Source organism: Kosakonia sp. R1.Fl (assembly GCF_023516815.1).
Lineage (GTDB): Bacteria > Pseudomonadota > Gammaproteobacteria > Enterobacterales > Enterobacteriaceae > Kosakonia.
Genome location: NZ_JAMGSQ010000001.1, coordinates 817,518 through 832,821, shown reverse-complemented (window position 1 = coordinate 832,821; position 15,304 = coordinate 817,518). Strand labels below are relative to the sequence as shown.

Annotated in this window: 14 protein-coding genes; 8 read left to right on the top strand and 6 right to left on the bottom strand. The window is 54.4% G+C overall.

Annotation, left to right across the window (positions count from 1 at the left end):
* The first annotated feature begins 80 nt into the window (after positions 1-80).
* Positions 81-1,301 carry a bifunctional acetylornithine/succinyldiaminopimelate transaminase gene (gene argD / locus M8Q36_RS03995; RefSeq protein WP_249880073.1) on the top strand — a complete coding sequence of 407 codons (1,221 nt, stop codon included), beginning with the start codon at positions 81-83 and terminating at the stop codon, positions 1,299-1,301.
* Here argD and M8Q36_RS03990 read toward each other — a convergent pair.
* Positions 1,291-3,369: a YccS/YhfK family putative transporter gene (locus M8Q36_RS03990; RefSeq protein WP_249880072.1), complete on the bottom strand. Its 2,079-nt coding sequence runs from the start codon at positions 3,367-3,369 to the stop codon at positions 1,291-1,293. The genes argD and M8Q36_RS03990 overlap by 11 nt on opposite strands.
* A 46-nt stretch (positions 3,370-3,415) precedes the next feature.
* The gene (crp, locus tag M8Q36_RS03985; protein WP_000242758.1) at positions 3,416-4,048 is read right to left on the bottom strand and encodes a cAMP-activated global transcriptional regulator CRP; all 633 of its coding nucleotides are present in this window, start codon (positions 4,046-4,048) and stop codon (positions 3,416-3,418) included.
* Positions 4,049-4,352: 304 nt separating this feature from the next.
* Between crp and M8Q36_RS03980 the strand changes: the two genes are divergently transcribed.
* Positions 4,353-4,757 carry an OsmC family protein gene (locus tag M8Q36_RS03980; RefSeq protein ID WP_020455522.1) on the top strand — a complete coding sequence of 135 codons (405 nt, stop codon included), beginning with the start codon at positions 4,353-4,355 and terminating at the stop codon, positions 4,755-4,757.
* Positions 4,758-4,799: 42 nt separating this feature from the next.
* On the opposite strand, the gene M8Q36_RS03975 is transcribed toward M8Q36_RS03980, so the two are convergent.
* Genes M8Q36_RS03975 through M8Q36_RS03965 form a run of 3 tightly spaced genes read right to left on the bottom strand, consistent with a single transcriptional unit; the run spans position 4,800 to position 6,958 of the window.
* Entirely contained in the window at positions 4,800-5,669 is an 870-nt protein-coding gene (locus M8Q36_RS03975; protein ID WP_017459871.1) for a phosphoribulokinase, read from the bottom strand.
* 54 nt (positions 5,670-5,723) lie between these two features.
* Positions 5,724-5,942 (bottom strand): YheU family protein, encoded by a 219-nt coding sequence (locus M8Q36_RS03970; protein WP_249880071.1) that lies wholly within the window; start codon positions 5,940-5,942, stop codon positions 5,724-5,726.
* Entirely contained in the window at positions 5,939-6,958 is a 1,020-nt protein-coding gene (locus tag M8Q36_RS03965) for a hydrolase (RefSeq protein ID WP_249880070.1), read from the bottom strand. The genes M8Q36_RS03970 and M8Q36_RS03965 overlap by 4 nt, the downstream gene beginning before the upstream one ends.
* A gap of 178 nt (positions 6,959-7,136) precedes the next feature.
* On the opposite strand from M8Q36_RS03965, the gene M8Q36_RS03960 reads away from it, so the two are divergent.
* Complete coding sequence (locus M8Q36_RS03960; RefSeq protein WP_249880069.1) at positions 7,137-8,258, top strand: toxic anion resistance protein; 1,122 nt, start codon at positions 7,137-7,139, stop codon at positions 8,256-8,258.
* Positions 8,259-8,275: 17 nt separating this feature from the next.
* Positions 8,276-9,253, top strand: a complete 978-nt coding sequence (locus M8Q36_RS03955; RefSeq protein WP_249880068.1) for a 5-bromo-4-chloroindolyl phosphate hydrolysis family protein — start codon at positions 8,276-8,278, stop codon at positions 9,251-9,253.
* A gap of 40 nt (positions 9,254-9,293) precedes the next feature.
* Here the strand turns inward: M8Q36_RS03955 and M8Q36_RS03950 are convergent, their stop codons facing one another.
* Entirely contained in the window at positions 9,294-10,016 is a 723-nt protein-coding gene (locus tag M8Q36_RS03950; RefSeq protein WP_249880067.1) for an NUDIX hydrolase, read from the bottom strand.
* A gap of 195 nt (positions 10,017-10,211) precedes the next feature.
* Here M8Q36_RS03950 and prs point away from each other — a divergent pair, with 195 nt between their 5' ends.
* The 4 genes from prs (at position 10,212) to M8Q36_RS03930 (ending at position 15,297) form a co-directional block, all read left to right on the top strand.
* Complete coding sequence (gene prs / locus M8Q36_RS03945) at positions 10,212-11,072, top strand: ribose-phosphate diphosphokinase (protein ID WP_249880066.1); 861 nt, start codon at positions 10,212-10,214, stop codon at positions 11,070-11,072.
* A 13-nt stretch (positions 11,073-11,085) separates the two neighbouring features.
* Positions 11,086-12,576, top strand: a complete 1,491-nt coding sequence (locus M8Q36_RS03940) for a nicotinate phosphoribosyltransferase (protein WP_249880065.1) — start codon at positions 11,086-11,088, stop codon at positions 12,574-12,576.
* A gap of 208 nt (positions 12,577-12,784) precedes the next feature.
* Positions 12,785-14,440, top strand: a complete 1,656-nt coding sequence (gene mdcA, locus M8Q36_RS03935) for a malonate decarboxylase subunit alpha (protein ID WP_045507892.1) — start codon at positions 12,785-12,787, stop codon at positions 14,438-14,440.
* Entirely contained in the window at positions 14,440-15,297 is an 858-nt protein-coding gene (locus M8Q36_RS03930; RefSeq protein ID WP_020455513.1) for a triphosphoribosyl-dephospho-CoA synthase, read from the top strand. Before mdcA ends, M8Q36_RS03930 begins: the two co-directional genes overlap by 1 nt.
* Positions 15,298-15,304: the final 7 nt, after the last annotated feature.

The window sequence follows — 15,304 nt, the reverse complement described above, 5'->3', positions numbered from 1 at the left end:
TTGCCATTAACTGATTTTTTATGCATATTTCGTGATTATATTTTCATAATCAATGCAACGTAAAACTGGATGGGCAAGCCATGGCAACTCAGCAAGACGCGGTAACGCGTGCAAACTTCGATGACGTTATTCTGCCAATTTACGCACCGGCCGAGTTTATCCCGGTAAAGGGTAAAGGCAGCCGGGTGTGGGATCAGCAGGGTAAAGAGTACGTTGATTTTGCAGGTGGAATTGCGGTTACTGCGTTAGGGCACTGCCATCCGGCGCTGGTGGAGACGCTGAAAACGCAGGGCGAAACGCTGTGGCACACCAGCAATGTTTTTACCAACGAGCCTGCTCTGCGCCTGGCGCGTAAACTCATTGACGCCACGTTTGCCGAGCGTGTGGTGTTTATGAACTCCGGCACTGAAGCTAACGAAACAGCATTCAAGCTGGCGCGTTTTTATGCATCTACGCGTCACAGTCCATACAAAACAAAAATCATCGCGTTTCATAATGCCTTCCACGGTCGTTCGCTGTTTACCGTAAGCGTGGGTGGCCAGCCGAAGTATTCCGATGGCTTTGGCCCGAAACCGGCGGACATTATCCATGTGCCGTTTAACGATCTGCACGCGGTGAAAGCGGTGATGGATGATCACACCTGCGCGGTAGTGGTAGAGCCTATTCAGGGCGAAGGCGGCGTTACTGCCGCCACACCGGATTTCCTGAAAGGTTTGCGCGAGCTGTGCGATCAGCACAACGCACTGCTGGTATTTGACGAAGTGCAGTGCGGCATGGGCCGCAGCGGAGAGTTGTTTGCTTACATGCACTATGGTGTGACGCCGGATATTCTGACCAGCGCCAAAGCGCTCGGCGGCGGTTTCCCTATCAGCGCGATGCTGACTACACATGACATTGCCAGTGTCTTCCACGCCGGTTCACACGGTTCCACTTACGGTGGCAACCCGCTGGCCTGCGCCGTCGCCGGAACCGCATTCGACATTATCAACACCCCGGAAGTGCTCAGCGGTGTGAATGAAAAACGTCAGTTGTTCGTTAAGCATCTGCAGCAAATCGGCGAGAAGTTTGACCTGTTTAGCGATATTCGCGGCATGGGGCTGCTGATTGGTGCTGAGCTGAATCCGCAATATAAAGGCCGTGCGCGCGACTTCCTCTACGCCGCTGCCGATGCGGGCGTCATGGTGCTGAACGCTGGCCCGGACGTCATGCGTTTTGTGCCTTCGCTGATTATTGACGCGCAGGATATCGAAGAAGGGATGAAGCGCTTCGCGAATGCGGTGGCGAAAGTGATCAACGGTTAAGGCGGCGGTTTAACCAGATGCCGTGATGCGGGCGCTGACGCCATGCTACCGACGAAATGGTGTGCATGGTGTTCAGATGCCCGATAATCCGCTGTAAATGCTGCTCCAGCGTACTCATTGGCCCGTGCGTTAATGCTTCCGGGGCTTCGAGAATATTCACATCGCCGGATCCTCCCGGCCCGTCGTACTCCAGCCGCTGCTGGCAGCGCTGCAGGGCAATTTCGCAGGATTGCAAATAACGTTGTGCCAGCTCCGGCGTCAACATCGTATGTTCACGCGCCAGCGTCGTCATCGCATTGATATGTTCAACGATAAACTGGCTGTGCGTTACCCACAGTTTCATATCTTCCAGATAACGCGTATTGAAGCCCGGTTCCTGCATCGCCTGGTTTAGCGAGTTGAACAGGGCGTTATGCGCCTGATTTACGCGCATGCGCTGCCAGGCAAGCGGAGTGGGCTGCGGGTTATCGCTTAAGATCAGGCGAATCGCTTCCTGATCTGTTTCCAGCGCATCGTGCGCATTCTGGCGCAGTAAGCCACTTTGCCACTGCGGCCACAGCCAGACCATGCCGCCGAAGGCAATCAGGCAACCAATCAACGTGTCGATAAGGCGGGCGACAATAAACTCCTCACCATTTAGCGTCAGCAGCTGCAAGGTGTAGACGGCGGTAATGGTAAAACCCACCATCGCCCAGCCGTAGTTTTTCCGAATAATGAGATAACTGACCAGCGTAATCATCAGCATCGCCGCCAGCGTAAAACCGAGTGGAACATGAAAGTGCAGCGTCGCTCCGGCAATCACCAGCCCCGCAATGGTGCCCGCCGCCCGGTGGACAATGCGAACGCGCGTTGCGCCATAGCCGTTTTGCGTGACAAACATCACCGTCATCATGATCCAGTAGGGTTTCGGTAAATGCAGGGCGCTGCCCATCAGGCTGGCGATGCTGAGCATGACGCTGATTCGCGCGGCATTACGCAGCGCCGCAGATTTCAGTGATAAATAGCTTTTCAGCGCCGGGAAAAGGGGCAAGCGACGCTGCTTTTCCGCCATCAGATCGCGGGCATAGAGCGGGCGCTGAGTGCGCAAGACGCGCGCGATACGGCTAAAATGCCAGGCGCAAAACTGCCCGACCGGATTATCCGGGTGCTGGCGGGCGATTTTTTCCAGCGCGCCAATCTGCTTATCCATGTTGAAGCGCGTGGGATAGCGGTGATAGAGAATGTCGTCTGCCAGCACGCGCAGACGAGCGGCAACGGTTTGTGCGTTCCAGCGGATCACCTGCTCGGCGTGGGTTTGTTCCACCAGTTTTTGCACTTCTTCCGGCTGGTGCAAACTTACCGAAATGTGTTCTTGCAAATCCAGCCCTACCTGGAAAACCCGCAGTAGCCGTTTGTAATCGTTATGTTTATTGGCGGCCAGCATATGCAGCTGTTGATAGCACTGGCTTATCATATCCACCGCTTTCTGCTGGCGGGCGAGCAAAGGTGGCAGGGCATTTTCCGGATCGGCGTGCTGCGTCAGCAGGTTGTATTTCGCCTCGCAGTAATCCGCCAGTTGCCGGTAGAGCAGGCTGAGCGATTCGCGCAGCGGTTGCTCGCGCCACATCCAGAACCAGAACCAGTTGAACAATCCGTACCACAGCGTGCCCAGCGCATAGATAAGTATCGGCTCCCATACCGGCATGTTACCGGCAAGGCTGAGCGTAAAGATGGCGGCAATGAGCGAAGCCGGGAGCAGGCGACCGTGCAGCGCACTGATTTCGGCGGTCACACCTAAAACCAGCGTCAGTCCGGTGAGGATCAGCGGCAATGGAAGATCTTTCGCCAGCAATAACTGCACCGCCAGGCTGCTGCCGGCAAACAGGATTCCGCCAATGATCAGGCGTTTGAAAAAACGTTTATGTGGCGTATCAAGCCCGGCAATGTTGCAACAGGCGGGAACGAGGGAAAACAGCAGACCTTGTTGCAGATGACCCGTAACCAGACCAATGGCCACAGGTAAACATAACACCAGCGTTTGTCGCAGTGCGTAGTTGATTTCGGGGTGATAAATCAGCCTGCGCCACATGAGGGAAGAAAAACGACGCAGCGCGTAAGCTGCGCCGTTTTACAGATTAACGCGTTCCGTATACGACGATGGTTTTACCGTGGGCGGAGATCAGGTTCTGATCTTCAAGCATTTTGAGAATGCGGCCCACTGTTTCACGGGAACAACCGACGATCTGACCAATTTCCTGGCGAGTAATTTTAATTTGCATGCCGTCCGGATGGGTCATTGCGTCTGGCTGTTTCGCCAGGTTTAACAGCGTTTGCGCGATACGGCCAGTTACGTCCAGGAAGGCGAGGTTACCCACTTTTTCGGAAGTAACCTGCAGGCGACGCGCCATTTGCGAGGAAAGACGCATCAGGATATCCGGGTTAACCTGGATTAACTGACGGAATTTTTTGTACGAGATTTCAGCCACTTCACAAGCAGTTTTAGCGCGTACCCATGCACTGCGCTCCTGACCCTCTTCGAACAGGCCCAGTTCACCGATAAAATCTCCCTGGTTCAGGTAGGAGAGGATCATCTCTTTACCCTCTTCGTCCTTGATCAGCACTGCCACTGAGCCTTTAACGATGTAGTACAGCGTTTCCGCTTTTTCACCCTGGTGAATCAGCGTGCTCTTCGACGGGTACTTATGAATGTGGCAATGAGACAAGAACCATTCAAGCGTCGGGTCTGTTTGTGGTTTGCCAAGCACCATGCGCGATTATCCTCTGTTATAAGCTGTCTCAGACACAGGATGAGCCCCTACGTCTGGGGTTGCAATCTAAGCTTCCCGCATCCAGGGAAGTGGACCGTCAGCGTCATCTGCGGTCTCTAAAGTATGATGTCATGCATACATGCGTAACATCCATTTATCTCTGTAGCATCCAGAGTGTTTTAGCATAGCTTTTACCGCCTGTCTCCTGGTGTCTCGCTTCAGCATGACGCAGGTCGCCTTCCGTTGCGAGTTTTGTTATGTACGCGTAATCTGTAAAGAAAATTGCCACTCCGGAGTGAAGAAAATGCAGGCACGTGTGAAATGGGTTGAAGGGTTAACGTTCATCGGTGAGTCCGCATCGGGCCACCAAATCCTGATGGACGGTAACTCCGGCGACAAAGCGCCAAGCCCGATGGAAATGGTGCTGATGGCGGCGGGCGGATGCAGCGCCATTGATGTGGTATCTATTTTACAAAAAGGGCGTCATGACGTGACTGACTGCGAAGTGAAGCTGACCTCAGAGCGCCGTGAAGAAGCGCCGCGCCTGTTTACCCACATCAATTTGCACTTTATCGTCACCGGTAAAGATCTGAAGGATGCGGCGGTTTCCCGCGCGGTGGATTTATCCGCGGAGAAGTATTGCTCCGTGGCCTTGATGCTCGAAAAAGCGGTGAATATCACCCACTCTTACGAAGTTATCGAAGCCTGATGTGCAAAGCCCGGCGGCGCGTTGCTGACCGGGCTATCTGCATTATTTGATCTTTTTGCCTTCCATCAGCCGTTGCACCAGCGGCGTCATAATCAACTCCATCGCCAGCCCCATTTTTCCGCCAGGCACCACCAGCGTATCCATATGCGAGATAAACGAGCCTTGCAGCATTGCCAGCAACCACGGGTAATCAATCCCTTCCAGATTGCGAAAATGGATCACCACAAAACTCTCGTCCAGTGAGGGAATGCCTTTCGCGGCAAACGGATTGGACGTATCCACTGTTGGCACGCGCTGGAAGTTAATGTGCGTACGGGAAAACTGTGGCGTAATAAAATTGATGTAATCTTCCATCGAACGCACGACAGAATCCATGACCGCTTCCCGCGAATGCCCGCGCTCGCTGGTATCGCGGACAAGCTTTTGAATCCATTCCAGATTGACGATAGGCACCACGCCCACCAGCAAATCCACATGACGCGCGACATCGTTTTGCGGCGTCACCACGCCGCCGTGCAGACCTTCATAAAACAGCACATCGGTCGGCTCCGGCAGCGGTTGCCACGGCGTAAACGTGCCCGGAACCTGGTTCCAGGGAACGGCTTCATCGTAGGTATGCAGGTATTTGCGCGCCTGGCCTTTGCCGGTTTGACCATATTCGCTAAACGTCTGTTCCAGCAGGCCAAAATCATTGGCTTCCGGGCCAAAATAGCTGATATGCCGCCCAAGATCGCGGGCCTTACGGATAGCCATATCCATTTCCGGACGGGTATAGCGATGGAAGCTGTCACCTTCCACTTCTGCCGCGTGCATATTGAGCTGGGCGAAGATCTTGCGAAAGGCGAGGCTGGTGGTGGTGGTTCCCGCGCCGCTGGAGCCTGTGACGGCGATAACCGGATGTTTGGCGGACATAGCAACTCCCTGAATAAACGATTATTTCAGTATAGCCAGCCGCCATGGACTTGTTCAGTCGTGGAACTGCCCGCGTGGCATGATATTGACCGTCTCGTGCAGTTCCGACCACACCAGTACGGCTTCGCCGCGTTGCAGCTGCCGTTTAACGTCGGCGACCTTTTGCTCAAGTGAACGCTCATGTTCACCATAATCAGTGCCTTCGCGCAAGACAAAGCTCTCAATCAGATTGTCCAGCATCTGTGCATCAATTTCTTGCCAGGGAATAATCATCGTCTTTCCAGGTAAGCGGATAACCAATCCGGAATACGCTTTTCCAGCCACATTTCCGGGTGGCGCAAGGTTCCGCCAACAAACCCGACATGGCCGCCGTGTTCCGTCAGTTGGTACTCAATATTTGCCGGCAAATGTCCGGCATCCGGGATCACATTGTGATCCATAAACGGATCATCTTTCGCGTGGATAATCAGCGTCGGTTTACGAATATCCGGCAAAACCGGCATTGCGCTACAGCGGCGATAGTAATCCAGCGCGTCGGCAAAACCGTGGATTTTCGCGGTGATCAGATCGTCAAACTCGCGAATACGGCGCAGCTTACGCAGCGCCGGCAAGGTGGTTGGCAGCGAACCAGGATAAGCGCGTAATTTGCGCGCGGCGTTCGCTTTCAGCAAATTCAACAAATAGCGCTGATAAACACGGGAAAATCCCTTATCCATATGATAACTGCAGGCTTCCAGCACCAACGGAGCAGAGACAATCACCGCTGCATCGACGGGCAAGTCGTCAGCGGCTTTTGCCAGCAAACAACCGAGCATGTTCCCGCCGAGCGAGTAACCCACCGCTGCGGTTGGCGCGGGTCCGAATTCCTGATGTAACCAGTGCAAGAACCAGGTGCCATCTTCGGTTTCGCCCGAGTGATAAATGCGGTTCAGACGATTTGGGATGCCGCTACAGCCGCGAAAATGCATCACCACGCCAAGCCAGCCGCGCTGCTTCGCCGCATGCACCAGACCGTGTGCGTAAGGGCTGTGCAAGCTGCCCTCCAGACCATGGAAAACCACCAGCCGCGGTTTATGTTTTGCCTGATTCGGCTCTTCGCTCCAGGCCAAATCAACAAAGTCACCATCCGGCAGCTCAAGGCGCTGCCACCAGGGTTCAAACTGGAGGCGTCGACGTAAAATGCGTGGCAGCATCGTTTGTAGATGCGGATTACGCGCACCTGGCATTGGATGAAAGTTAAGCGAGTCTCCCTGATTTTCAAGGAAATTTGCAGGTGTAATATCTGCCATCTTGTCAATAAACGTAAGTAAATAGACGATTATTATACTTGTTAATAAATGGGCTGTTTAATACTTTGCTGCTGTTGTACCGTATATGCCTTTGCAGTCGGCCCGATAACTTTCTAAGAAATCTATTACTTTCATTGGATTACTGCCGTCTGCTTTTAAATCATTGAGGATGTATTAGATGACAGACAATACCTCGCGTGACCTTGCAGCGTCACCGTCCCTGGGCCAAACCATCAACGACTTACCCGGTAGTAAAGATTTAACGCCAGCCGAGCAGACGCAAATCCAAAATATTGTCGACGAGATTAATATTAACGACCCGGTGTTTTCGCTCTCTTTTGGCGCGAAAACTATGAATAGCATTTCGCAATTCTCTGATTCGCTGATGCAGGAAGTCCGCGCAAAAGACGCGGGGGTTATCGGTGCGCAACTGACTGACTTGCTGATGAAAATCAAACAGGTAGATATCAGTCACTTTGAGCAGAAACCGGGCTTTCTTGCCTCGCTTCCGCTGCTGGGTTCGCTGTTTAATCGTATTGAGCGCACCATGCTGGAGTATCAGACGCTGGCGAAGCAAGTTGATACCATCACTGAAAAACTCAATCAGGCAATGGTGGATCTGCTGCGTAATATCTCTGTACTGGAGATCCTCTTTGATCGTAACCGAGATGTTTTCCAGCAAATCACGCTGCATATCATTGCCGGTAAGCAAAAGCTTGATGAGATAAAGCGCAATGAAGTGCCCGCATTACAAGCTCAGGCGTCTGATCCGATGAGCGCACAACGTTTGCGCGACCTGATGGAGGGGATCCAGCGTTTCGAACGTCGTCTGCATGACTTAATGCTGTCGCGCACCATTGCTATGCAAAGCGCTCCGCAAATTCGTCTGATGCAAAGTAACAGCCAATCGCTGGCGGAAAAGATCCAGAGCAGCATCCTTTCCACCATTCCTGTCTGGAAGAGCCAAATTGCACTGTCGATGTCGCTACAGACTCAGCGTCAGGCAGCGAAACTGCAAAAAGACGTTGCTGATACCACCAATGACCTGCTTCGTCGTAATGCGGAAATGTTGCAAACCGGCACCCTGGAAACGGCGCGAGAAGTTGAACGTTCTGTTGTCGATATCGAGACGTTGCGCGACGTACAGTCACGCTTACTGAATACCCTGGAAGAGTCAGTGAAAATTGCCTCTGATGCGCGTCAACGTCGTGCAGAAGTAGAAAAAGAGCTGGTTACGATGGAAAACGAAATGCGCACTCGCCTGGCTGACATTGCCAGCGGCAAGGCTGCACAGCCGTAAGAGAAACGGAATAAGTTATGTTACAGAAATTACTCCTCCCCTTTGATCACATACGTGACAGCCGCTGGATGCGCGTTTTTTTCCATCTGTGCATTTTCATTCTGGCAATGATGTTTCCCTCCTTCTTTAATGCCATACCTACAGACGTCCAGCCCACGTTGCTGGAGAACGCACAGTGGAAAGGCGCATTAAGTACGCTGTACTGGTTTGCGTTCATCATCTTATGCAGGGGGCTTATTTACGATCGCTCATCACTGGTTATGGGCATCATCGCTGGAACAATATGGTTATTTTTTGGTGATGCGGCAGCCATGCCTTTCTGGGCGGCAATAACAACGCTGGTTTTTCATTTTTGCCGAAGCCGACACAGTCTCATGAATGTTCACGGGTGGTATCTTTTCGTCGGCGTACTCATGTTTTTGGCCTACCAAAAGCTCTTTGTTTTCAACGTACCTTCCTTTTTCTTGATCCTGTATGGCCTGATGTTCGTCTCCCTCTTTTTAATAAAAAAATATGCGCAGTACATTGAAGTGCGTAACCAGCAGCGGCTTAAAATCAAACAAGCCCAGGTTAGGTTTGAGGAACAGCGCGAGCAGGAAATAAAAGGTGCGTTGAGTAAGCAGATTTCTCGTCTGGAAGGCATCGGTCATCTACCTGCCGCATTAAAAAAAGAGCTGAACGTCATTACCAACACTGCGCGATTAATTGAACTTTGTATGCAGAGAGATGAACGGGATGAACAGCCAGGACGGTTATTTCTCGAGCGCTATTTACCAATGGCAGAGGCGATTGTGACTAAAGGGCTATCGCTCTCCAACCAGTTGAAAGAAGATCAGCAACAACAGTCGCTTAACGAGCAACTGGAGGCGTTAAGAACGTTAGGTCTTGCCTTTCAGGAGAAGCACCAGGAGCTGTTAATAAACGATCAAACTGATTTAAAAACAGAACTCTCCACACTGGATAAAATGCTAAAAACCGACGGTTACCGCAAGTGACCCTCGTGTGGCGCCCGCACTTTTGCGGGTGCCGACAGCGTTACCCATCCGCCAGCAAATTCCGCGAAAACAAATGGATGTCGACGCCCGGTTTGCGCCGCCATAAACGTGCTTTACGCGCGCCGGTCGCCACGCTTTCGCCGGTCTCTTCAAACATGCCGGAGGCTTCAAAGCGGCGAATCAAACTTTTGCGCTGGATAGGCTGACCAAGGATTATCTCCGTCGCTTCCTGCAATTGCGCCTGGGTAAATGTATCGGGCAAACAGTAAACCGGCAGGAGCGAATACATGGTTTTCTGCCGCAGCCGATGCAGCGCCGCCTGAATTATCGCCCGGTGATCAAAAGCCAGCTCAATAGTCTCCAGCTCGCTTACCGGCACCCATTTCGCATCGCTAACGCTTGCGATATGCGGCGCGCAGGAGACCCACGAAATCAGCGCAAACCAGGCGATGGTCAGACTCCAGCCGCGCGGATCGCGCTGCGGCCCGGAAAAGGTATCCAGCTGTTCCAGCCACGATGGGGAAACGCCGGTTTTTTCCGTCAGTTTGCGCAGCGCTGTGGCGCGCGTGGAATCATCCTGCGCCATATCGATAAACCCGCCGGGCAATCCCCAGCGTCCTTGCTGCGGCTGGCTGGCTCGCTGAACCAATAACACGCAAAGCACCTGCTGATGCACCGTAAACAGCACGCTATCCACCGTCACCAGGGGTGAGGGGAAACGGCTGGCATCATACGTTTTCAGATACTCTGCTTCACTGATCATCGCTCACTCGCTCCTTTTTACACGCCTCAAGTTTATCAGCCTGCCCTGGTGCGGCAAGTTAACTTTTATCTTATTAATTTTCAAAGGGTTAATTATTTAATTTATGAATACACAAAAAAACGCTTGCCTAATAAGTGTCTTATGGACAATATTAAACGTGTCCAAGAGACACTAATTATTGAGTCGAGGTGAAAGATGGCGAGCAGAATCGAATTATTCATTGATAACGAGCAAGTTGCACTGAGCCATGGCGTCTTTCCGGACGGCGCCGTCTGGCTCAAAGTGACTGGCAAACTTCCGTCATTCGGCCAGCAAATGCGGGTGCGTGTTGCCGCGATGCGCGATATGAACGACTTCATGTTGCTGGCACAACTGGTGGACGCCGTTCGTCACGCCACCGATATCGCCGTAAGCCATCTGGAACTGGCGTGGTTGCCGTGGGCGCGTCAGGACAGGCATATGGTGCCTGGCGACAGCTTCGCGCTGAAAGTTTTCGCCAACTTCCTCAACACACTCAATTTCAATAAAGTTTTTGTACTTGACCCGCACAGCGACGCCGCTGCCGCAGCCATCAATAACTGCGTGGTCATTGCGCAGGAAAGCTGCTTAATGCAGAGCGAAACCCTGCGTCGCGCCATTGGCAAAGGCGAGCTGATGCTGGTCGCGCCGGATGCCGGTGCGCTGAAGAAAATCCATAACGTGGCAAAAGCCAGTGGCGCGCAAGAGTACGCCATCCTCACGAAAGAGCGTGATGTCGCCACCGGAAACCTGACCGGGTTTGCGCTGGTCGCCGGTGATGTGGCGGGAAAAGATGTGCTGGTTGTTGACGACCTTTGCGATGCAGGCGGCACATTTATTGGTTCAGCCCAGGTGCTGCGCGATGCCGGCGCCCGCAGCGTCAGCCTGTATGTCACGCACGGTGTCTTTTCCAAAGGGGTTGAGAACCTGCTGAATAACGGTATCGACGCGATTTACACCACCACATCCTTCACCTCGCCTGCACTGACGAACCCGCGAGTTGAACTGATCGACATTGACGCTATTTTTCGCGCCTGAGGGAGACAACATCATGAATATCAATCCGATTCTGGCTATCGACGGTTACAAAGTTTCACACCGCGTGCAGTACCCGCAGGGGACAACGCAGGTGTATTCCAATTTCACGCCGCGCAGCGACCGCTTTTTTCAGTCGCCGGTGGCGGACGGAAAGCTGGTGTTCTTCGGTCTGCAGGGGTTCCTGAAGTGGTTTGTGGTCGATCTGTTCAACGACGGCTTTTTTGCTCGCCCGGAAGAGGAAGTCGTTAACGAATACAAGCAGGTGATGGATAACTATCTCGGCAGGGACGCCGTGGCGGTCGATCACATTCGCGCGCTGCACCGTTTGGGCTATCTGCCGCTGCACATTAAATCGCTGGATGAAGGCAGCAAAGTGCCGATGAAAGTGCCGGTTCTGACCATTACCAATACCCAGGATGAGTTTTTCTGGCTGGTGAACTACCTGGAAACGGTGCTTTCCGCCGAGCTATGGAAAGCCTCCACCAACGCCACCATTGCGCACCACTACCGGAAAATTTGCGAACAATGGGCAGCAAAAACCTGCACGGATTTGTCGCACCTTGATTTCCAGTGCCACGACTTCTCGTTTCGCGGCATGGCTGGCCTGCACGATACCGCACAGGCGGGCGCGGGGCATTTACTGAGTTTTAAAGGCACCGACAGCATTCCCTCTCTGCTGTATGCCCGCGATCACTACACCGCTGGGGAAGAGTACTTTATTGGTGCCAGCATTCCGGCGACCGAGCACAGCGTGATGTGCATGGGTGAACACGACCATGAAATCGAAACCTTCCGCCGCCTGATTGCCGACATCTATCCGCAGGGATTTGTCTCTATCGTCTCCGATACCTGGGACTACTGGCGCGTACTGACGGACTATACCCGCGAACTGAAACAGATAATCCTGGGGCGTGACGGGCGTGTGGTGTTCCGCCCGGACAGCGGTGATCCGGTGGAAATTCTCTGCGGTACAGGCGCGGATGATGACACGCGGGCAGAACGTAGCCCGGAGGAGAAAGGCTCGGTGGAAGTGCTGTGGGAAATCTTTGGCGGCACGGTCAATGAGAAGGGCTACAAAGTGCTGGATCCGCATGTCGGCCTGATTTACGGCGACTCCATTACCCTGGCGCGTGCCAATGAGATCCTGCGCCGTCTGGAGGCCAAAGGCTTCGCCAGCTCTAACGTGGTGTTCGGCGTCGGCTCGTTTACCTATCAGTACAACACCCGTGACACCTTCGGTTTTGCGATGAAAGCGACCTGGGGTGCGGTCAATGGTGAAGGACGGATGATCTTCAAAGAGCCGAAAACCGATAACGGCCTGAAACGCTCGGCGCGCGGGTTATTGCGCGTGGATCGCGATGCGCAAGGCGAACTGCAACTGCACGATGAGCAGAGCTGGGAGCAGGAAAAAGGCGGGGAGCTGAAAACCCGCTTCCTCGACGGCAAACTCTACCAGACCGAGCATTTCGAACAGATTCGCCAGCGCCTGGCGAACCAGCGGTAATCCTCAGCTGGCGGTACGCTCGTACCGCCAGCGCTATAAGCCTTTCTTTCGATGTCGAAATTGACGCACATCACAATTACTTTCATTTAATTATTACTCTCAGGCTAATGATTTAGCTGCCTCCTTAATTGATGGCTTTCTCACCACGGCGCACACTGAGTTCAGTGTTAAGCAAGTCAAAATGATGAGCTGAATCAGGAGGTTAATAATGTTATCTGGGCAAACGCCAGCACAGGTATGGAACACGCGGCGCAGCGAGAAACAGCGCCGCCTGGCGTCCATTCCCGTGCAGGGCAAGGTACTGCCGACCGGCGACCTTGTCGCCATGCTGGAAAAGCTGATTGCACCGGGCGACCGTGTGGTGCTGGAAGGGAACAACCAAAAACAGGCAGATTTCCTCTCGCGAACCCTTGCCGAAGTCAATCCGCAGAAAGTCCACGACCTGCATATGATTATGCCGAGCGTCGGTCGCAGCGAACATCTGGATATTTTTGAAAAGGGCATTGCCCGCAAGCTGGATTTCTCCTTCTCCGGTACCCAGAGTCTGCGCATCTCGCAACTGCTGGAAGATGGTCTGCTGGAAATCGGTGCGATCCACACTTACATCGAGCTTTACTCCCGCCTGTACGTTGACCTGTGTCCGAATGTGGCGCTGATTGCCGGTTATAAAGCGGACCGCAAAGGCAACCTTTACACCGGCCCAAGTACGGAAGATACCCCAGCGCTGGTGGAAGCTGCCGCCTTCCGCGACGGCATCGTTATCGCTCAGGTCAACGAACTGGTGGATGACGAATGTGACCTGCCACGTGTCGATATCCCCGGTTCCTGGATCGACTACGTAGTGGTCGCCGACAAACCGTTCTTTATCGAGCCGCTGTTTACCCGTGACCCGCGCCTCATCAAGCAAGAACACATTCTGATGGCGATGATGGCCATCAAAGGTATCTACGCCGAGCATCAGGTGCAGTCGCTCAACCACGGTATCGGCTTTAACACCGCAGCCATCGAACTGCTGCTGCCGACCTATGGTGAGCAGCTCGGCCTGAAAGGCAAAATCTGTAAACACTGGACACTGAACCCGCACCCGACGCTGATCCCGGCGATTGAAAGTGGCTGGGTGGAAAGCGTGCACTGCTTCGGCGGCGAATTGGGGATGGAAGAGTACATCCGCGCCCGCCCGGACGTGTTCTTCACCGGTTCAGACGGTTCGATGCGTTCCAACCGCGCGTTCTGCCAGTTAGCCGGTCAGTACGCCGTCGATATGTTTATCGGCTCGACGTTGCAAGTCGATGGCCTGGCGAACTCCTCCACCGTGACGCGTGGTCGTCTCTCGGGCTTTGGTGGTGCGCCAAATATGGGCCATGACCCGCACGGTCGCCGCCACGCAACACCGGCCTGGCTGAACATGATCACCGAACCTGACCCGATGCAGCGCGGTAAAAAACTGGTGGTGCAGATGGTGGAAACCTTCCAGGCCGGTGCGAAACCCACCTTCGTGGAAAAACTCGACGCCGTGGACGTGGCGAAAACCTCCGGCATGCCGCTGGCTCCGGTGATGATTTATGGCGATGACGTGACGCACGTGCTGACCGAAGAGGGGATTGCTTACCTCTATCGCGCTGAAAGCCTTGAAGAGCGCCGGGCGATGGTCGCGGCGGTGGCGGGGATCACCGATATCGGTCTGGGCGTTGACGCCAAACGTGTCGCCCAGCTTCGCCAGAGCGGCAAAGTGGTCTACCCGGAAGATATGGGCATTCGCCGCACTGACGCCACCCGTTCACTGCTGGCTGCCAGCAGCGTCGCGGATCTGGTGGAGTGGTCCGGCGGGCTGTACAACCCACCTGCGAAATTCCGGAGCTGGTAATGAAACTTCTGCCACGGATTGACGCTGAAGGCGGTGCCGAATGGTTGGCGCGAACCGCCACACTGTGTCTGATTGACGAAGCACGATTAAGCCCGAAGCCCGGTCTGGTGGACAGCCGGGGGAACGGCGCGCATCACGATTTAACGCTCGAACTGATGGAGCGTTCCGCGCATAGCCTGACCCCCACGTTTCAGGCGCTGGCGCAACAAAGCTGGCGGCGGCCAGCGGATGTGGCGCTCAGACAAACCATTGGGCGATTAGGTCGGGAAGGTGAGCAGCAGATGATGGCGGCCACCGGTGGCGTAAATACCCATCGCGGCGCGATCTGGGCATTAGGGTTGCTGGTAAGCGCAGTCGCCATGTCGGGCGGTAGCGCACCGGCACAGGCGATTGCCGCCACGGCCGCGAAGCTGGCGCAACTGCCGGATGACGCAGCGCCGAAGCTCTTCAGTAAAGGGCTGCGCGCCACGCACCGTTACCGGGTGCCGGGCGCGCGCGAGGAGGCGCAACAAGGCTTTCCGCACATCATCAAGCTGGCGCTGCCGCAGTTGCAGCACAGCCGCCAGCGCGGCAGCAATGAAGCGCAGGCCAGGCTTGATGCGCTGATGGCCATCATGACCTCGCTCAGCGATACCTGCGTGCTTTCCCGCGCGGGTCTGGAGGGGCTGGATGCGATGCGCCAGGGCGCGAGTGCGGTGCTGCAAGCCGGGGGCGTTGCGTCGAAGGCCGGTCAGCAAGCATTAGCCGAACTGGATGCGCGGATGCTGGCGCTGAATGCGTCGCCGGGCGGCGCGGCAGATTTACTCGCGGCGACACTGTTTCTCGATCGCATGACCACGCCTTATTTAGCGAATTAAGAGGAAG